General features: G+C 39.3%; 18 protein-coding genes, 1 tRNA gene and 1 pseudogene. 4 read left to right on the top strand and 16 right to left on the bottom strand.

The features are described 5' to 3' along the window. The first annotated feature begins 259 nt into the window (after positions 1 to 259). Complete coding sequence (locus OVN21_RS01855) at positions 260 to 937, top strand: ArsR/SmtB family transcription factor (protein ID WP_267247035.1); 678 nt, start codon at positions 260 to 262, stop codon at positions 935 to 937. A gap of 59 nt (positions 938 to 996) precedes the next feature. Here OVN21_RS01855 and pepF read toward each other — a convergent pair whose 3' ends face one another. The 6 genes and pseudogenes from pepF to OVN21_RS01825 all read right to left on the bottom strand — a co-directional run bounded on the left by pepF (position 997) and on the right by OVN21_RS01825 (position 6,623). Beyond that, entirely contained in the window at positions 997 to 2,793 is a 1,797-nt protein-coding gene (pepF, locus tag OVN21_RS01850; RefSeq protein WP_267247034.1) for an oligoendopeptidase F, read from the bottom strand. Positions 2,794 to 2,803: 10 nt separating this feature from the next. After that, the gene (locus tag OVN21_RS01845; protein WP_267247033.1) at positions 2,804 to 3,547 is read right to left on the bottom strand and encodes a 16S rRNA (uracil(1498)-N(3))-methyltransferase; all 744 of its coding nucleotides are present in this window, start codon (positions 3,545 to 3,547) and stop codon (positions 2,804 to 2,806) included. A 1-nt stretch (position 3,548) separates the two neighbouring features. Then, positions 3,549 to 4,499: a 50S ribosomal protein L11 methyltransferase gene (gene prmA / locus OVN21_RS01840; RefSeq protein WP_323743923.1), complete on the bottom strand. Its 951-nt coding sequence runs from the start codon at positions 4,497 to 4,499 to the stop codon at positions 3,549 to 3,551. Between the two features lie 137 nt (positions 4,500 to 4,636). Beyond that, a pseudogene (locus tag OVN21_RS01835) lies at positions 4,637 to 5,065 on the bottom strand (NUDIX hydrolase). 1 nt (position 5,066) lies between these two features. Continuing rightward, positions 5,067 to 6,134, bottom strand: coding sequence for a site-2 protease family protein (locus tag OVN21_RS01830; protein ID WP_267247031.1), 1,068 nt, complete (start codon positions 6,132 to 6,134; stop codon positions 5,067 to 5,069). Positions 6,135 to 6,152: 18 nt separating this feature from the next. Then, positions 6,153 to 6,623, bottom strand: a complete 471-nt coding sequence (locus OVN21_RS01825; RefSeq protein WP_267247030.1) for a DUF3013 family protein — start codon at positions 6,621 to 6,623, stop codon at positions 6,153 to 6,155. A 115-nt stretch (positions 6,624 to 6,738) separates the two neighbouring features. Between OVN21_RS01825 and OVN21_RS01820 the strand changes: the two genes are divergently transcribed. Next, positions 6,739 to 8,010 carry a replication-associated recombination protein A gene (locus tag OVN21_RS01820; RefSeq protein WP_267247029.1) on the top strand — a complete coding sequence of 424 codons (1,272 nt, stop codon included), beginning with the start codon at positions 6,739 to 6,741 and terminating at the stop codon, positions 8,008 to 8,010. A gap of 264 nt (positions 8,011 to 8,274) precedes the next feature. Beyond that, positions 8,275 to 8,347 (top strand) — tRNA-Lys (locus OVN21_RS01815). A gap of 172 nt (positions 8,348 to 8,519) precedes the next feature. Here the strand turns inward: OVN21_RS01815 and OVN21_RS01810 are convergent. The 9 genes from OVN21_RS01810 to OVN21_RS01770 all read right to left on the bottom strand — a co-directional run bounded on the left by OVN21_RS01810 (position 8,520) and on the right by OVN21_RS01770 (position 16,422). Then, positions 8,520 to 9,290, bottom strand: a complete 771-nt coding sequence (locus OVN21_RS01810; RefSeq protein WP_267247028.1) for a sulfite exporter TauE/SafE family protein — start codon at positions 9,288 to 9,290, stop codon at positions 8,520 to 8,522. Between the two features lie 14 nt (positions 9,291 to 9,304). Beyond that, complete coding sequence (locus OVN21_RS01805; protein ID WP_267247027.1) at positions 9,305 to 10,153, bottom strand: formylglycine-generating enzyme family protein; 849 nt, start codon at positions 10,151 to 10,153, stop codon at positions 9,305 to 9,307. Further along, positions 10,150 to 11,625, bottom strand: coding sequence for an arylsulfatase (locus tag OVN21_RS01800; protein ID WP_267247026.1), 1,476 nt, complete (start codon positions 11,623 to 11,625; stop codon positions 10,150 to 10,152). Before OVN21_RS01800 ends, OVN21_RS01805 begins: the two co-directional genes overlap by 4 nt. 124 nt (positions 11,626 to 11,749) lie before the next feature. After that, a complete protein-coding gene (locus OVN21_RS01795; protein ID WP_267247025.1) occupies positions 11,750 to 12,088 on the bottom strand; it encodes a hypothetical protein in 339 nt (112 codons plus the stop codon). Between the two features lie 141 nt (positions 12,089 to 12,229). After that, positions 12,230 to 13,585, bottom strand: coding sequence for a PTS sugar transporter subunit IIC (locus OVN21_RS01790; protein WP_267247024.1), 1,356 nt, complete (start codon positions 13,583 to 13,585; stop codon positions 12,230 to 12,232). Positions 13,586 to 13,594: 9 nt separating this feature from the next. After that, positions 13,595 to 13,912 (bottom strand): PTS lactose/cellobiose transporter subunit IIA, encoded by a 318-nt coding sequence (locus tag OVN21_RS01785; RefSeq protein WP_267247023.1) that lies wholly within the window; start codon positions 13,910 to 13,912, stop codon positions 13,595 to 13,597. Between the two features lie 16 nt (positions 13,913 to 13,928). Further along, positions 13,929 to 14,246, bottom strand: a complete 318-nt coding sequence (locus tag OVN21_RS01780) for a PTS sugar transporter subunit IIB (protein ID WP_001151646.1) — start codon at positions 14,244 to 14,246, stop codon at positions 13,929 to 13,931. Positions 14,247 to 14,260: 14 nt separating this feature from the next. Further along, a complete protein-coding gene (locus OVN21_RS01775; protein WP_267247022.1) occupies positions 14,261 to 15,157 on the bottom strand; it encodes a haloacid dehalogenase-like hydrolase in 897 nt (298 codons plus the stop codon). 2 nt (positions 15,158 to 15,159) lie between these two features. Beyond that, entirely contained in the window at positions 15,160 to 16,422 is a 1,263-nt protein-coding gene (locus OVN21_RS01770; protein WP_267247021.1) for a PTS sugar transporter subunit IIC, read from the bottom strand. 276 nt (positions 16,423 to 16,698) lie between these two features. Between OVN21_RS01770 and OVN21_RS01765 the strand changes: the two genes are divergently transcribed. Continuing rightward, a complete protein-coding gene (locus OVN21_RS01765; protein WP_267247020.1) occupies positions 16,699 to 17,877 on the top strand; it encodes an ROK family transcriptional regulator in 1,179 nt (392 codons plus the stop codon). Positions 17,878 to 17,999: 122 nt separating this feature from the next. Here OVN21_RS01765 and OVN21_RS01760 read toward each other — a convergent pair whose 3' ends face one another. Next, on the bottom strand, positions 18,000 to 18,455 hold the full coding sequence (locus OVN21_RS01760) for a GNAT family N-acetyltransferase (RefSeq protein ID WP_267247019.1): 456 nt from the start codon (positions 18,453 to 18,455) through the stop codon (positions 18,000 to 18,002). Positions 18,456 to 18,494: the final 39 nt, after the last annotated feature.

The raw sequence follows: 18,494 nt of genomic DNA, 5'->3' as shown, positions 1-18,494 counted from the left end.
GACAAAAGGAATGGAAAAGATCCATTCACTTTTGAAAAAATGTTGAGAATGTAATCTTAAGATTAACGTCCTTCAACTGTGGATGCTGCTGCAATTACTTTTGTAATTTTCATTAGAATTTACCTCCATTTAAACTCAGACAATAAAATTTAAAATATTCTCTAGTAAAACATTTTAAAGATTTATTTATCTTGTGCTTTAATTATAGTATAATAAAAGATAGAAAATCATCGATATATGAAATTCGGAGAAAATTTTTATGGAACCAGATATTTTCGTCATCACAAAACTCTTGTCAGACCCTTCTCGGATGCACATTTTAGACATTCTGATGGATGGAAAAGCTCACACGGTTAACGAAATTGCCAGCTTTACCAAAATCAAGCAACATACTGTCAGCTATCACCTCAAATTGCTTACCGAAGCGCAGGTAACCACTCTACAAACCTATGGACGTTTTCATTATTATTCTTTAAAAAGTGCTGCTATTGCAGAAATGCTGGAATTTCTCAGCTTCTACTCTCCTCAGCGTGATGTCAAAAGTTATAAGCAACACATTCACAAAAAGGAATTAAAGGTCGCTCGCACCTGCTATGACCATATTGCTGGTGAGCTTGGCATTTCCATTACCAATTATCTCTTGCAAGAAAATCTCCTCAGCGAATCAGAAAAAGACTTCCAACTCACTGACGCTGGGAAGTCTTATTTCCGAAGAGAATTACACATTGATACGGATGAATTGAAAAAGAAAAAACGGAAATTTTGCCCTAAATGTTTGGATTGGAGCGAACGTAAGAATCATGTCGGCGGAGCTCTCGGCAATGCTCTCTTAGAATTTTTCAGCCAAAAACAATTGGTCATCCCTGCACAAACGCCACGTTCACTCACAATTACAGAGCAGGGCAAAGAATTCCTCGAAAAGGAATGGGGGATTTAAACATCGACTTCTAAGTAAATAACTGTCCATACCAATTCTAGAACAACCTCTCTATTCCCCTACTCTCCCAACTGGGCACTGTAGGCGATAATCTGGTCAACTGTGTCTGACAAGAACTGAATGGTATCACGGAGTGGTTTGTCTTTTGAGATATCCGCTCCGATAATCATGGCTGATTCAAACGGTGTCTTGCTACCACCTGATTTGAGAAGATTGAGCCAGTCTTCAGCTCCAGTTTCTGAATGTTTTAGATGAAGATAACCTGCAGTCGAAATGACTAGTCCAGCTGAGTAGGTGTAGCTATACAAGCCCATGTAGTAGTGAGCTTGTCGCATCCAAGTGAGTGCTGCATCGTCGTCAATTTCAATAGCATCTCCCCAGAAATCTGTCAAAACTTCCTTCATAATGCTGTTGAGCTTGCTTGCTCCAAAGGTTTCCCCTTCTTCAATCAATGTATAAACCTTACGCTGGAAGGCGGCTTCCAAGAGGTGGGTGATGAAATTATGGAAGTAGGTGTCTGTCAAGCGGTGGGCAAGGGCAAAGCGTTTTTGACGTGGGTCATTAGACTGGTGCTCCAAGTAGTCACTGAGAAGCAATTCATTGAAGGTTGACGGCGCTTCAACATAATAGGTTGACATGTGGGCATTGAAGTAACTTTGGTGATTGTCAGAAAAGATGAATTGACCAGAATGCCCGATTTCATGAATCAAGGTATAGACGTCGCTCAAACGGCCCGTCCAGCTCATGAGGACATAAGGGTGCACGCGATATGGATTCGCCGCATATCCACCAGAATCTTTGCCGCTATTGGCAGCGAAGTCCACCCAGCGTTCTTCTTGATAGCGAGCAACTTCCTGACAATATTCTTGTCCCAAAGGTTCTACCGACTTCATGACCAAATCATAGGCATCGTCAATAGTCACTTCAGGATTCAGGGTGCTGTCCAAGTCCAATTTCCAGTCTGCAAAGGTCATCTTTTCAAGACCATTCACCTTGGCAACATGCTTGAGGTATCTCTGAGCAACTGGCGCAAAATCCTTCATAATCAGGTCAATCTGGCGGTCAAACATAGCACGGTCCACTTCTTGCTCAGCTAGAAGATAATCAAAGACTGAGTCGTAGCCCTTCATATCTGCCAATAGTTTTTCAGACTTGACTTGGGCTAAGTAGGCTGCTGCAGCTGTATTTTGGTGCTTACGAAGTCCCTCTGAGAAGGAGCGGAAAGATTTCTCACGAACCTCAGCATCCTCGTGGTTTTGGTAGAAATTCTCATAGGTGACAAAGCTGTTTTTGTAGGTCTTGCCATGGGCTTCAAAGTCAGCCATTTCAAAGTCCCCAGCTCGCATCTTAGTATAAATGTCCTGTGGACTGTAGAAAACTTCACCCAGATTTGTCAAAGCCTTTTCCACATCTGCCCCTAGATAGTGGGCTTTTTTGATTTTGACCTGACGAATGGCTGCCGTCAAGTGAGGCAATTCACCCAAACGGTCCAAGACTTCCTCATCTGCATCCACCAAGGCGTCGTCAAAGAAGGTCAAGGCTACGCTGGCATCTGTTTCAAATTCCATCCCAGCTTGGGCAATATTAGCAAAATCTTCATTGCTATAGTCTGTCGTCTGAGGCATAAAGGCGTAATTGCCGATATGACTCATCTGAATGTAGATTTGCTCCAATTCCGCAAAGGCCTTCTCGAAATCCTCAAAAGTATGAAGATTACCCTTGTAGTCACGGTTAAATTTGTTGATGTCGTCGCGAGCTTTCTCGATTGCACGCAAGAAATCCTCACGGTCTTGGTATAGGGCTGTTAAGTCCCAAAGTTCCTTTTCTGGAAACTCTGAACGGTGTCTTTGTTCCATTTTCTTCCTCTTATTTCTCTAATTCTAATAAAACGCTAAGGGCTGATAAGGCGTAAAGTGGGGCTGTTTCTGCTCTTAATATACGAGGTCCAAGACCTGCCAAAACAGCTCCTTTGGCTTCAAAACTCTCAATTTCTGCAGGTGAGAGACCGCCTTCTGGACCAAAGATAAAGAGCAGTTTGGCTCCTGTTTCAAGACCAGTGACTGCTTGCAGAAGCGCAGCGGTTTCTCCTTCTTTAGCTGATTCTTCATAGGCTACTACGATAGAGTCAAACTGGTCCAGCTCTGCTAGAAAATCTGCTTTTTTCTCAAAAAGCTGGATACTTGGAACGATATTACGTTTACTTTGTTCGGCTGCTCCAAGGGCAATTTTTTCTAGTTTTTCGACTTTCTTGCCCAATTTCTTGCCGTTCCATTTAGCAACCGACCAGTCTGCAGGGAAGGCCCAGATTTGACTGGCTCCTAGTTCCGTCATTTTTTGAGTGATGAACTCCAGCTTGTCTCCCTTAGGAAATCCAGATGCGATGGTCACTTGGACTGGTAGTTCCACATTGTCATTTAATTCTTGGACCAACTCAAACTGACGATTTTCCACATCCAGCACACGCGCCAAACGCTTAATGCCATCATCAAAGACCAAGGTCACTTCATCATCTTCCTTCAGGCGCATAACCTGAAACATGTGCTTGCTGGTTTTCTTGTCCTCAATGGTGACAGGAGGGATAGGACTGCCTTTGACAAAATACTGCTGCATGCTAGCCTCCAATCACACCTGAAATATCCTTGGTCTTCTTAAAGACACAGGCATTCCATTCCCCTTGAATCATATGGGTTTCAAGGAAAAATCCAGCTGACTCAGCTGACTCTCGCACCATGTCCCACTTGTCCTTGATAATGCCACTCATGATGAGGTAGCCTTCATCCTTGACCAAGCGATAAGCATCCTCCGTCAGATGAATGAGAATATCCGCCAAGATATTAGCCACAATGACATCGGCCTCAATCTCCACACCCTTAAGCAAATCACCTGCCGCTACATGGATGTTTTCCATACCAGGGTTGAGCTCAATATTTTCCTGAGCCACACGAACTGCCACATCATCTAGGTCGTAGGCAAAGATTTCCTTGGCACCAAGCAACGAGCTGGCAATGGAGAGGACACCTGAACCTGTCCCCACATCCAGCACCGTTTCGCCACTACGAAGAACCTGCTCCAAAGCAAAAAGGCTCATCTTGGTCGTCGGATGGGTCCCTGTACCAAAAGCCATCCCTGGATCTAGCTTGATAATCTTTTCCCCAGCAGTCGCCTCATAATCTGTCCAAGAGGGAACGATGGTCAAATTATGAGTGATGCGAGTGGGTTCATAGTATTTCTTCCAGTTGTCTGCCCAGTCTTCCTCAGCCAAGGCAGTCGTCCCCATCTTGACCTCACCCAAATCCATAAAATCTGTTAATTCTGCTAAACGAGCCTGCAAGTCGGCCTCAATCACTGCCACATCAACCGTATCAGGGTAGTAGGCCGTCACTACAATTTCTTCTTGCTGCTCCACCTCTGGGAAAATTTCACCAAAGCGATCAACATTCCCCACATAGTCCATGCTGTCTTCGATTGCAACACCCTGGGCACCTAGTTCAATCAAGAGGTTAGAGACCAATTCCTCCCCCTCACGCTTCACTGTAACTTTTAACTCTTGCCATGTTTCCATCATTAAAACACCAAGCCCGTAAAACACAAGACCAAAATAGAAAATTCTCTGAAGACGCTTGTGTCTAAGAGAAGTTTATCTTTTTGGCACAGTGTTTAGGGCGGGTTCAGTTTAGAAATGTAACCGAACCATCCTTTCTAATCACTTACTTTTAAATAATCTTTCAATCTTTCTTGCAACTGAGGTACAACTTGACTGGAACTAAGAAACTCCTCCACATCCATGAGCTGATAACCCTGCCCTTCATCTCCAAATACGATACTGTCAAACTGTTCCTGAGCCAACTTTCCAACTAGAAAGACGGATTTCTTCCCCTCAAAAAGCATACTTGGATAAACCTTACTCCAAAGCAGACAATCCTCAGTCAGATGAATTCCCAGTTCTTCATAAACTTCACGAGCCACACACTCGAAAGGACTTTCATCACCTTCGCGCCCACCACCGGGCAGTTCCCACATATTGGGTCAGGGAATGTTCGCCTTATCATCGCGTAAGATAGTCAAGAGCTTAGCCCCACAAAACAAAGCAATCTTGCAACCTGTAAAATCAGAAATTTCTATTCCCATATTAGACTCCTTCGGTTAATTCTTTTTCCAGATCGGCTAACCAATTTTGATAATAGCTTTTCTCATCCCGTAACATCCGGCTGCTATTCATTTTCTGTCTAGCAATCTTCATAGTCTTGTGAGTTTGAACTCCATCTTTCTTTACCTTAAATTGATACCAAGCTTGAATGACCTGCATATCTGCTGTTTTTATAGATAAAAAGGATTTGACTCCTCGAATGCTTGCATATTCTTCCGCTTTCTTATTATCTCCTTCCATCAGAGCAACTTGAAGAAGGTATAATTGAGAAATAGTTTTAGACATTGGATTATCTGTTTTCTCTAGCACAGACTGAAACTGTTGCTTTGCAAGCTCTATATGATCATCCAATATGAATACCACTCCATCAAGAGTTTGAATACTTTCTGCAAAGCTCCCACTCGCATACTCAGGAACAGGCATGATAAAGTCTTTCAAATCATATTCTTGAGGAGCTAGCAAGGTCTGGGCAGAATGCCTCAATATCAGGTAGGCGTATTGGGTATTTTCAGGGTGTTGTAGCAATTCCCAAATTTTCGCTCCATCGGTGATCCCGACTGGCAAGACGTTGTTTAGGAAGAAAGACAAATTAAGAAAAATCCAAGTGCCTGCAAAATACCAGCTTCTTGTCAAAAATCCAAACAATATCGCCAATAACATCAAGCCGAGATGAACCAGCAAACCTCCTGAAAGCATCAGGATGATTCTTTGATCGCTTTCATCTTCTTTCAATCCAATATACTGAGCACCAACATTTTTCAGAATGGCTGTTCGACTAAGATGAAACCTGCCTGACTTTTTTGTCAAAAGAAAATGTCCTAATCCAAAAGCCACCAGCCGATAGCCTGTCAAGTAGCCACAAAAAGCATGACCCAACTCATGAAGAATAAAGATTAAATACATACTTAGAAGAGCGAAGGCATAACCAAAAGTAAAGGCTAAAACTGCGGAATATCCCAAATCTGCAAATGCGATGGTTCCACAAGCAAAAGCTAGCATAATAAAGACAAAAGCTAGCACATAAACCAAATAAGTCCCAATTTTCTTCATAAAATTTCCAACCAACTCCTAATATCTCGGATAAGGATAAAATTCTCCCTCTTCCAAGCCAACTTTTCCTTCTTCAAAGACTTCTTGGTTCCATTCCATGACAAATTCTTCTGCTTCTGGGTCTTCCAAAAAGTCCATGAGGGCATCCAGCCCAACCTCAGCAGTATCTTTGAGGAAAAGGGTAAAATAAGCTAAAAACTCGCGAGAAAATCCTTTTTTAGGCAGATAAGGGATAAGAGTCAGATAATCTTCTTCATTGACTGTTGACTTGGCAGGATTGTAGAAAAGGACTGCTTCCTCAAATAGGATATCGTCTGACGAAACCTCTCCGTCTTCATCCACCATCTCCACATCTGCAGCGTTTTGCGCTTCCAATAGGAAACTCACTTCTACCGCGTGATTGCGCTTATCCCAACTAATCTCAAAGTCAAAGGGAAAATTCTTCTCCAACTCTTCCTCTAAAACATCTAAAAATCCGTATGTTGCCATTTTGTCCTCTTTCTATGCGACTCTTTAATCGCCCCGATTGCTCGGAAATGTGCTAAAATAGATACTACCATCTTACCACATATGTATCAGAAAATCCATGTTAGAAAGGACTGCTATGCCAGACAATCTCGCGCTTCGCATGCGCCCAAAAACTATCGACCAGGTTATCGGTCAAGAGCATCTGGTCGGACCTGGAAAAATTATCCGTCGCATGGTGGAAGCCAACCGTCTGTCCTCCATGATTCTCTACGGACCTCCAGGAATCGGCAAGACCAGTATCGCCTCTGCCATCGCTGGAACGACCAAGTATGCCTTTCGGACCTTTAATGCGACGGTGGATAGTAAAAAGCGACTGCAAGAAATCGCCGAGGAAGCAAAATTCTCTGGTGGTCTCGTCCTACTGCTTGACGAGATTCATCGTCTAGACAAGACCAAGCAAGACTTTCTCCTCCCACTCTTGGAAAGTGGTCTGGTCATCATGATTGGGGCTACGACTGAAAATCCTTTCTTTTCTGTCACACCAGCCATTCGTAGCCGCGTTCAGATTTTTGAGTTGGAACCTCTGGCTAATCAAGACGTCAAAGAGGCACTTCAGATAGCTCTAAGTAATCCTGAGCGTGGTTTTGATTTCCCAGTAGAACTAGATGAGGAGGCACTGGATTTCATCGCAACTTCTACAAACGGAGACCTTCGCTCTGCCTTCAACTCTCTAGACTTAGCTGTTCTCTCTACCCCCGAAAGCGACAAGGGCATCCGCCATATCACCCTTGATATCATGGAAAATAGCCTGCAGCGGAGCTACATTACCATGGACAAGGACGGGGACGGTCACTACGACGTCCTATCAGCCCTACAAAAATCTATCCGTGGTTCGGATGTGGATGCCAGTCTCCACTACGCAGCTCGCTTGATTGAAGCTGGTGATTTGCCTAGTCTCGCGCGTCGCTTGACCATTATCGCCTATGAAGATATCGGCTTGGCCAATCCTGAAGCCCAGATTCATACCGTAACTGCTCTGGATGCTGCCCAGAAGATTGGTTTCCCCGAAGCCCGCATTCTCATTGCCAATGTGGTGATTGATTTGGCCCTTTCTCCAAAATCCAACTCAGCCTATGTAGCTATGGACAAGGCCCTTGCTGACCTCAAAACATCAGGTCACTTGCCTATTCCGCGACACCTGCGTGATGGCCACTACAGCGGAAGCAAGGAACTAGGCAATGCCCAAGATTATCTCTATCCACACAACTATCCTGGAAATTGGGTCAAGCAAGACTATCTGCCAGAAAAAATTCGCAATCATCACTACTTCCAAGCAGAAGACACTGGTAAATATGAACGGGCTTTGGCTCAAAGAAAGGAAGCTATCGACCGTTTGCGAAAAATCTGAAATCCTTTTCAAAAAATTGCACTTTCCTCTTGATTTTTTTTTGAAAAAGTGGTATTCTATAAACATAGAAACGCTGTGGTGTACGACTTCACACTTAAGTGTTGACCGACTATTTTTTGTATTATTAGGGAAACAAAAGTCTTCTAACAGCATGTAGGCCGTCTCACACGGAAACAGCTTCAGTTAGAGCGAGTTGCCCACCTGCTTAATTGCGCGGGTTCAATACAAACCGTGAAGTTTCGGCACCAATACAGCTTTTTCTTTGCCTCCTTAGCTCAGCTGGCAGAGCAGCGGACTCTTAATCCGTGGGTCACAGGTTCGATCCCTGTAGGGGGCATCTAAATAAAACAGGAAAAGCCTTGATTTCAAGGCTTTTTTGTTGGTCTGTTCTACTTTTGGCCAACCAATGGATAGTCAAGTAATAATTTTCGTACAAAATATGCTTATGTACCTGAGAACAAGCATGTTTCTTATCATAAGGAAGAATTTTTACATGCTTTCTCCCAAGCTTAAAAGATATGAAATAAATTATATAGAGTTATTCCCATGACAAAGAATAACATCCCTTTAAAACAGTATCTTACCCAATTTTCAGGTAAGACTTTTGATACAACCGTCCCCAATATCCCTCCGCATATAGAGGCAAGAAAAATAACTGGAACAGGTGCTAAATGATACTGATTTAAACCAGTAACTACAACAATTGTAGCCAAATGAGACAACTGGGAAAAGAAAATAATTGCAAGAGAATACATAGTTGCTTCTTTTATCGAAATAGAAAAAAATACCATCAATAAAGATACATTGAGCGGACCACCACCAATCCCTAAAAAACTAGAAATCAAGCCCAATAAAAGACCACAAACCATATAGAATCCTATTTTCTCAAATTGATAAGTTTTTTTAAAATCTGCTAAAACAAATGATACAATTAACATCACAAATAGTAAAATCATTTGAACGATGAATACCAGCCGTACTGATAATTGAGATAACAAAACTTGAAAAATGAGATGGCCTAGAAATCCTCCTAAAACAGAAGAAAAGGATACCGTAAAAATCAATCTCCATTTTATCTGTTTTGTCTGTGCAAATCTTTTGATTGTTGAAATAATCGCCATTACAAAAACAGAGAAACTAGAATAAAAAGCAATATCACTGACCGAATGATATCCAAAACTATCCATAAGTGGCTTGATTATAATTCCACCACCCATACCTGATATAGAACCCAATCCACTAGCTATTATAATGATTAGAAAATAAATAATCTCAACCACTCTTTAAGTCCATCCTATTCTTTCAAACATCTAAAACCTAGATGGCTACTAGTGGAAGTAGAAAGGCATCCATTTCTAGCAGCTACTCGGTAGCGATTACAATAAGAACAATGACATAAAAAGGAACCTCCTCTGATCGCATACTCCTCCTCTTGTATCCCATATTTTGGCAGCTCATAGTCATCTTCATTAAAACTAGCTAATAAGGTATATCTCGGATTGCGACACCATTCCCAAACATTCCCAATCATTTGATATAGATCAAAATCATTAGGTAGAAATTCATAGACAGGAGCCGTTCCTATAAATCCATCTAAGCCAGTATTTTCATAAGGAAATCTTCCTTGCCAGGTATTGGCATGGTAATAGCCCCCTTCTAAAAGAGTATGTCCCCAAGGATATTCAGATTGTCTTCCTCCTCTAGCAGCATATTCCCACTGCGCCTCAGTCGGTAAAGACATTCCGCTCCAATCACAGAAAGCCAATGCATCTTCTAAAGCAACATGAACTACTGGATGGTCTTCTAAACCCACTAGATTACTGTTCTCACCGTAGGGATGTTTCCAGCAAGCATTCGGAACTTGTAACCACCACGGAGCCCCAGCAGGATGAGGATATCCCTCCCTTTCTGCCTCTGGAACGAACAATACAAAAACAAAAGACCACTCTTGTCGCTCAGCTAGTGTTTTATAGCCTGTTTCTTTCACAAATTGAGCAAATTCTTGATTCGTAACTGGAGTATCTGCAATGGAGAAATCCTTTACATTAACAGCAACTTGAGGACCTTCAAAATCATCTAAAAAGCCCTCCTCAGAATTTGTTCCCATCATAAATGTCCCACCCTTGATTTTTTTCATTTTCATGATTGAATATCCCTCGTTTTCGTTAGAGTTGGTGTTATTTTAGATAGTTCAACAGGAACTAACTCTTCATTCACAACAAAACCTTCTTCTCTATATCTAAGAAAGTCTACTAATTTTTTCTTCATCTGACGAACAATAGGCTGGTATTTTTCACTTGGATACAAATCATTCATTTCATGCGGATCTTTTTTCATATCAAATAACTGATAATGATTTAAAACAGGAAACCAGATAAATTTCCACTGGTCTGTCAAGATATATTGACTAGAATCTTTTCCTAAAGCATGTTCCCCATGAAATTCTGTCCGCCATCCCTCGTACTGTCCAAATAATAAATTCTTAACACTCCGTCCATCTAGTTCATCTGTAGTAGTTCCTCCTGCCAAATCCACGAGGGAAGGGAAAATATCTTGAATTTTCACTAATTGCTTGATTGTTCCCCTATTACCAGCTATCAATCCAGCCGGATCGTAAATGAACGAAGGGATGTGGATACTTCCTTGATAAGGATAGCCCTTTCTAAAAAGATAATGTTCACCCAGCTGATCTCCATGATCCGAGACAAACCAGATAATCGTATCTTTATCATGACGGAATTCTTTTAGGGCAGTCAAAAAGCGACTAATTTGATGGTCTATATGAGTAATCAATCCAAAATAAGCAGCAACCATTCTTCTTTGATCATCTTCCTTTAATTTCCCTCTTAAAGCATAAATAGACGGAATTTGCTTTTCTAATACTTCCCAATTCCCGATATGCAAATCGAGAAATTGAGGCAAGCGTTCCATATACATATCAAAATAGTATTTTGGGGGATTTAATGGAGCATGTGGTTTTTCAAAAGACATTTTGAGAAAAAAAGGAACTGTTGGATCTCTTCTTTGTAAAAACGAAATGGACTCACTCACAACCCAGTTTGTTGGGTGTAGCTTCTCATCTTTATTCCAAGGTCTAGCTTCCCAAGAATTACAATCCATTCCATCATCAATCAAATCAACATCATAACCAACTTTACCCTTTAAAAAGGCTAGATAGTCACTAGCATAATCAAATTGACTTCCATAAGCCTTATCATACTTTCTATCAACATGTAGATACCCATCGTGAAGTAAGACATGATCAAACCCAAGTCTCTGTCTGGAAGGAAAAACATGCATCTTACCAATACACTCTGTTTGATAACCCATATCTTTAAAGACTTTTGGAAGAGTATTAGTAAAATTCCAAGGCACCTCATCTTGATAACCAACACGTCCACTTTTATCTTGATCTAAGCCAGTCAATAAAGCTGCCCTAGCAGGAACGCAAGAAGGAACTGGAGAATAGGCATTTTCAAAATTATAACCTACACTAGCCATCATATCTAATGTTGGAGTGCTAACTAGCTTATCCTTACTATTCAAGGATAAGGCGTCTGCTCTCATTTGATCTACAACAATCAAAATAATATTTGGCTGTTTTGTCTGAACCATAAAATCTCCTTTCTAATATGGCAAAAGAGGCACAAGAAGATATCTACCTATACTGCGCCTCTTTCTATAAGAATCTCTCTATATAAAGCAAGAACACCTTGTTATGTTTTAGGATAAAATATGACTAATACTCTTCGACAATCTCTTCAAATTGCGTCAATGTCGCCTTGCAATATGTATGGTTACTGACTTCGTCAGTTCTATCTACAACCTCAAAGCAGTGCTTTGAGCTGACTTCGTCAGTTCTATCTACAACCTCAAAGCAGTGCTTTGAGCTGACTTCGTCAGTTCTATCCACAACCTCAAAACAGTGTTTTGAGCTGACTTCGTCACTTCTATCCACAACCTCAAAGCAGTGTTTTGAGCAACCTGCGGCTAGTTTCCTAGTTTGCTCTTTGATTTTCATTAAGTATAAATCGATTAGGAAATCCAAATCATTTTCTAGCACTGTTTTAGAAGCCACAGTGTACTATTCCAGCTTCAGACAACTACAAAACTTTATCTAATAACATTTTTAGTAGAGATAAGAAATCCTACATCTAACTCATCTTACACGTAATCTATTTCTCATTCTATTTTATCACAAAAGATACAAGCAAGACCATTAACTCAATTCAGTTTTATCTGCCATTTTCACAAATGGGAAATAAGTCAAGACACTAATAATCAAACAAACAACTGATAAGATGATGGCACGCCAATCAAATGCTGTAGAGAAGAAACCATATAAAATTGGTGGCATTACCCAAGTAACATTTTGTGTAACAGGTGAAACAAGACCCCAGCTTGTTGCCCAGTAAGCTACCGTTGCCATGAAAACTGGGCTAAGTACAAATGGTATAAATAGCAAAGGATTCAAGACAACTGGTAAACCATAATTGACCGGCTCACCAATATTAAACAGAACTGGCGCTAGACCAAGTTTGGCAACTTTTCGATAATGACTGTTTCTTGAAAAAATTAAAATAGCAAGTACTAATCCTAATCCTCCAAACCAGACAAACGCCCCAAAAGATCCACTTGTCCAGATATAAGGAATCGGTTCACCTTTTTGGAAAGCATCCAAGTTCGCTAACATAGCAACTCCAAATAGCCCTTCCATGATAGGAGCCAATACATTTCCTCCATGGAGACCAAAAAACCAGAATAACTTATTCAAAAAGATTATCAGAATAACTGCAAAGAAACTTTGAGACAAACCTAGTAATGGCGTTTGTAACACCTTGTAAACCCAATCAATCAATAAGTCATTGCTAAATAAATGGAAAACATAAGTCAAGATGGCTACTATATACATCGCCATAAATCCTGGAATGATAGAAGTGAACGGCTTAGCAATCGCAGGGGGAACTGAATCTGGTAACTTGATGACCCAGTTCTTTTTCATTACTTTACAGAAAATAATAGAGGCTAAAAATCCAATCATCATGGCTGTAAAGTAGCCTCTGGCATTAATATGGTTTCCTGGAATCACATTCCCAATAGTTACCATCAGATTTTTACCATCAAATGCTAGATTATCAATTCCTTGTAAGATTTGATCTAATTTCACATCTCCTACATTTGCCAAAGGGAAACTCTTTGTAACTGTACTTCCAATCGAAATGACAAACGAAGCAAGCGATACCAAACCAGCAGAAACCGTATCAACCTTGTAAATCTTAGCGATATTCACTCCCAAGCAATAGATGAACAACAAGGAAACAATTGGTATACTTCCCTTGAATACCAAATTATTGATGTCAACAAGCCACTGAAAGGTTTTCGTAATACTTTCTAAGTGAAATTGTTGTGGTAAATCCACTAGAAAAGCATTTAATAACAAAGCAATGGAACCTGTCATAATAACAGGCATAGTCCCCACAAATGAATCACGCAAAGCAACTAAAAACTTCTGATTCCCAACTTTCATTGCAATTGGAGAAAGTTTTTCTTGCATTTTATCCAACATTGTATTCATAGCAAACTCCTAATTTTTTTCAAAACGTTCGTATACTTCTACCACTTCTTTTGCCAAGTCAACAAAGGTCAGACTCGTCATTAAATGATCTTGCGCATGTACCATCAAGAGGCTAATTGAAGTTTCTTCCCCCTGTGCCTCTCTTGTCAACATTTCTGTTTGAGCCTTATGAGCTAGCAATAAGGCAGTATTCGCATCAGCTAATTTTTGATTGACTTTGGAGAAATCCCCTTTTTTTGCTGCCTGAATAGCCTCCATAGCATTACTTTTGGCTTCCCCACCATACATAATTAGCCCCATTACAGATTCTAAATTACTTTCATCCATAACATTCTCCTCAATCTTAGTCTAATAAACTTTCAGCTAAATCTAAGACTTTAGAACCATTCATCATTCCGTAATCTGTCATCGGAATAACCGCCACAGGAATCTGTCTATCTTTTAATTTTTCTTGAAAGTCCCCTAGTAAATAGCGAACTTGAGGACCTAAAAGCAACACATTTACTTCTTTTGTTGCTACAATTTCTTCTGCTTCAGGAGCTGGAACTGCAAAAATTTCTGCATCCAACCCCTTATCTTCTGCTGCCTTTTGCATCTTTGTCACTAATAGACTTGTACTCATACCTGCTGCACATGCTAACATAATTGTTACTTTAGCCATAGCTTACTCCTTTATCACCTATTTACTGATCTAGCTAAGCGAGATACTGTATGTCTCACTCCTCTAATTGCCTTGCTCAAGGCATAAATATTATCGACTGTTGCCAGTCCTCCATATCCTGCGTCACCTATATGTTGAATATCAACTCCACAAATTTTATTTCTCAGCGCTATTTCCCTAATTGTCTCCGTATCAGATGTTTCTTGGCTAGTCCCAATGGCACTCAGTACTAGCCCACCTTTACTGTGAACTAAATCTACCACTGCGCGTAATTCTTCATCGTTAAAAGAAGGAACTGTCCCAACAGCTGGAACCAAAATCACATCTGCACCTGCTTCAAGCAACTGCTCCACAACGGAAATATCCGCGACAGGTTCCTTTACACCAGCGCCGTGCATTTTACCAGCTATAATCAAACCTGAAAAATTCTCTTTAGCAGATTGAACTGCTTTGATAATCTCTTGGTTACTAACTCCTGTACCTGGATTTCCAGTCAGACAAACAAAATCAAACCCCAGTTCTTCAATTCTCTTAAAGGTATCTCTGTTTGCGACACGACCTGCAATAATGTCTTGTGTTTCTTCTAGCATTTTTGCAGATGGGTCAATCGGTTCCAAATTTACACCAATTGGGCAAGCAACGAGCTGGTGTAAGCGATGAATAACATCATCACCTGAACTATCCAAAGCATAAACTTTAGGCTCAAAAACATCAACACAATTCAATAAAATCATGTCAGCTCCAAAAGCTCTCGCAATTTCAGAATTAGTGATATCCCCAACAAATGTCTCACGAGTGACTACATTTTCAGATAAAACAACTCTACCTTCACTTGCTAAAATACTTTGTTTTAATTCTTCAGCATTCATCTGTAATATCTCAGATGGATTTGCACTAATTAAACGTTTCATTCTCAATCCTCCAATAACTTAAACCGTTTTTCAATAGCCATTACAAATGGTAAATAAAGTAAGACATCCAAAATAATCAATACAATTTGTAATAATGAACCAAAAATACTTCCTGTAGCAAGTAAACCACTTATAACAGGTGGCATAGTCCAACCTGGATCTGTATAAGTTAGCGGAACCAAACCTGATGCCATTGCTCCCCAAGCTACTAGTAAGTTAAGCATTGGAGCTAAGATAAATGGAACTAGTAACAAAATGTTCAAAACAATAGGAACCCCAAACATTGCCGGTTCATTTATATTAAATAATCCAGGTATAACAGTTATAGGTGCCAAAGTTTTTAATTGTTTACTAGCTTTCTTCTTATGTGCTAAATATCCTAACGCAAGAACTAAACCTATGGTTGCTCCACCACCGCCTATGAATACAAAATTATCCATAAATACGCTAGTAAAAATATTTGGAAGAGCTTCTCCAGTTTGATAAGCTACTTTATTTGCATCCAAATTAGCTAACCACAACGGTTTCATAACTGCATTAACAACATTTCCTCCGTGTAAACCTACAAACCAAAAACTACTATTGAGGAAAATTAAAATAAGAAGACCAACAACATTATTTCCTAAAAGTCCAAGAGGTCCTCCCAAAGCTACCTGAGCAATTTCATGAAGATTAGGTAAACTTAATTTATCTAAAGTTGCATAAACAATCAACCAACCAACAATAGTCACTGCACCAGGAATAATGGCACTAAAGCTTTTAGATACTGCTGGTGGAACACCATCCGGCATTTTTATCTGTATATTATGATTTATAAACCATTGGTAGATATAGCCATTAATCAATCCTAAAATCATAGCAACAAATAAACCTTTTGATGCCATGAAAGCGGTAGGCATTCCTGCTCCAGCTTCCCCTGTAATGAAAGGCGTAACTGTAATAAAAGATGATAATGACACAATACCAGCAGGAATACCATCAACTTTGTATTGTCTAGCCATAAAGTAAGCGATACCAAAACTAGCTACAAGACCAAGTAATCCAAAACTACTATCAACACCCTTCCATAAATAGCCAGCAACACCAAGATCACCAAGATATTTTTCCCATCCTGGAATAGGAAAACTTGCAATAACCATTAGTAATGAACCTATCAACAATAAAGGTATAGTTAAAGTAATACCGTCTCGAATAGAAACCAACGCTTTATTATTACCCAATCTAGCCGCTACTGGAAGTAACTTTTCTTGTAATAATTTTTCCATAACCTTTTCCTCTTAAATATATTTTATTATCAAAAGTTATCAATTATCTTTATTTTTTGACGTCAAGTTGTTATTTGATTATCTTTTGTTATTTATATTTTACAACTATAAGAAAGCCTTGTCAAGGATTTATGTAAATATTTGATTATTTTTATTATCAATATATAATAAAAGAAACTAGTAAGTAATGAAAAACTTAAAAGATTAACATCTACATTTATCCATAACAAAACATCATAAGATTTTAAGAATCTGACAACTAGGAAGAAAACTAATATGACCTTATCTAAGAAACAATTACAACTAAGAGCTAAAATATTGGAGACAGTTTACACATTAGGCCCCATTTCACGAATTGAAATTGCTACCAAAACAGGAATAACACCTGCAACAACTAGCAGTATCACAAATGACCTGATTAAGGAAAATATTCTCTTAGAGCTTGGTGAAGACGAACACGATACAAGTGTAGGGAGAAAAAAAATCCTGCTAGATATTCAAGCTAAACGATTTTACTACATTGGTTGTGAACTATCTGAAAAACATTTCACTTTTGCTTTAGGAGATAATCTAGGAAATATTTTAAAAGAAGAGAAAGAAATTGTTACTAAACAGTTAATCCAAGAAAAGGGAAATCAAATCATTAGCCAAACACTAAAGCAATTCTTAAATAACTGCTCTGATTATGCAATAGAAGCAATTGGAATCGCGCTACCTGGTCGCTATTTAGATGATTATAAAATAACAACAAACAATCCTTTATGGCAACATATCGACTTAGAAATGATTCAATCCCACTTTGATAAGCCTTTGTTTTTCTCTAACAATGTTAACTGTATGGCTATAGGTAAACGCCTATTTAGTCGCCAACAGAATGACTCTAATTTTGCTTATTTTCATTTTGCTAGAGGTATGCACTGCTCTTATATCTATGACGGAAACATTTATGGGAAAGGAAATCTAATGATTGGAGAAATAGGGCATACAGTGGTTTCATCTGAGGGAGAAGAATGTAGTTGTGGACGCAAGGGATGCTTACAAACTTTTGCTGGAGAATCTTGGTTAATCAAAAAATCAAAAATTCTATACCATCAATCTCCCTATTCTCTACTTCCTAGTTTAGTAAAAAATGCCGATGAGATTGATATCCAAGTTGTTTTAAACGCTTATCAATTAGGTGACACTGGAATAATCACACTTATCCATCAAGCCTTACTCTATCTTAGTCAAACCATTTTAAATATCAGTATGATGATTGACTCTCAAAAAATCTACCTACATAGTCCTTTACTAACAAATCAACACATCATCCAAAAACTATATAGTGAAATGAACTACAAACCCAAATTGCTCTATAATCGCCTACCTGAAGTCATTATTGAACCTTACAATGATTTTACAGCTGCACACTCAGCTATTGCACTTTGTTTGTATCATACAATTCTACATTCCTAATTTTCTATTACATTTAATAAATAGGTTAAAAAGAGGGAGTATATCATAAAAAGCGAACAAACCTGTTTTCTGAAAATCAGAATTCTGTTTTGTTCGCTTTCTTTATATTTGGAATTAAACTCCTATCTCCCCTTTTTCATGATGTATTTTCGTACGGGTGCTTCAACCATTTGAACGATTTCAAATCCTTCTTTTTGATACAGATGCTTTGCTGCTTGATTGGAGTCAAATACTGTTAAAGAAATACTCTCTATATCTCTATTTTCAAACATCAATTGCATAAAGCCCTTAAAAGCCTGGCTACCTAAGCCTTGCCCCTGTTTCTGGGGAGTGATAAAAAATCTTCCAATATGAAGATTACTGTCTTCTAGCCTGATTTTCTGGATAAGCCCCACAAACTCTTGTCCTTCAAAGATTGAAAAGATTCCTTCCAAATCTTGCAAGACTTGAATTGTCAAGGGAAAAGGAATTATTGTTCCCATCCATTGTTCTTGAAATGATTTGCCTAGGGAGTTGGACCATTGGCATACGATCCGAGCGTTTTCTGTAGTCACCTTTTCTTCAAAACGAATTATCATCTTTGCCTCACCATCTTATCTATGTTTCTCCATTATACT

It is taken from the genome of Streptococcus sp. Marseille-Q5986 (genome assembly GCF_946902915.1).
Classification (GTDB): Bacteria; Bacillota; Bacilli; order Lactobacillales; family Streptococcaceae; genus Streptococcus.
Note: the sequence above shows the minus strand (reverse complement) of the source record. Positions and strands in the feature narration are given on the sequence as shown.

Excerpts from the sequence above, each read along its gene's own strand:
- OVN21_RS01855 (WP_267247035.1), top strand. The coding sequence starts at position 260 with ATGGAACCAGATATTTTCGTCATCACAAAACTCTTGTCAGACCCTTCT.
- pepF (WP_267247034.1), bottom strand. The coding sequence starts at position 2,793 with ATGGAACAAAGACACCGTTCAGAGTTTCCAGAAAAGGAACTTTGGGAC.
- OVN21_RS01845 (WP_267247033.1), bottom strand. The coding sequence starts at position 3,547 with ATGCAGCAGTATTTTGTCAAAGGCAGTCCTATCCCTCCTGTCACCATT.
- prmA (WP_323743923.1), bottom strand. The coding sequence starts at position 4,499 with ATGGAAACATGGCAAGAGTTAAAAGTTACAGTGAAGCGTGAGGGGGAG.
- OVN21_RS01830 (WP_267247031.1), bottom strand. The coding sequence starts at position 6,134 with ATGAAGAAAATTGGGACTTATTTGGTTTATGTGCTAGCTTTTGTCTTT.
- OVN21_RS01825 (WP_267247030.1), bottom strand. The coding sequence starts at position 6,623 with ATGGCAACATACGGATTTTTAGATGTTTTAGAGGAAGAGTTGGAGAAG.
- OVN21_RS01820 (WP_267247029.1), top strand. The coding sequence starts at position 6,739 with ATGCCAGACAATCTCGCGCTTCGCATGCGCCCAAAAACTATCGACCAG.
- OVN21_RS01805 (WP_267247027.1), bottom strand. The coding sequence starts at position 10,153 with ATGAAAATGAAAAAAATCAAGGGTGGGACATTTATGATGGGAACAAAT.
- OVN21_RS01800 (WP_267247026.1), bottom strand. The coding sequence starts at position 11,625 with ATGGTTCAGACAAAACAGCCAAATATTATTTTGATTGTTGTAGATCAA.
- OVN21_RS01790 (WP_267247024.1), bottom strand. The coding sequence starts at position 13,585 with ATGAATACAATGTTGGATAAAATGCAAGAAAAACTTTCTCCAATTGCA.
- OVN21_RS01785 (WP_267247023.1), bottom strand. The coding sequence starts at position 13,912 with ATGGATGAAAGTAATTTAGAATCTGTAATGGGGCTAATTATGTATGGT.
- OVN21_RS01780 (WP_001151646.1), bottom strand. The coding sequence starts at position 14,246 with ATGGCTAAAGTAACAATTATGTTAGCATGTGCAGCAGGTATGAGTACA.
- OVN21_RS01775 (WP_267247022.1), bottom strand. The coding sequence starts at position 15,157 with ATGAAACGTTTAATTAGTGCAAATCCATCTGAGATATTACAGATGAAT.
- OVN21_RS01770 (WP_267247021.1), bottom strand. The coding sequence starts at position 16,422 with ATGGAAAAATTATTACAAGAAAAGTTACTTCCAGTAGCGGCTAGATTG.
- OVN21_RS01765 (WP_267247020.1), top strand. The coding sequence starts at position 16,699 with ATGACCTTATCTAAGAAACAATTACAACTAAGAGCTAAAATATTGGAG.
- OVN21_RS01760 (WP_267247019.1), bottom strand. The coding sequence starts at position 18,455 with ATGATAATTCGTTTTGAAGAAAAGGTGACTACAGAAAACGCTCGGATC.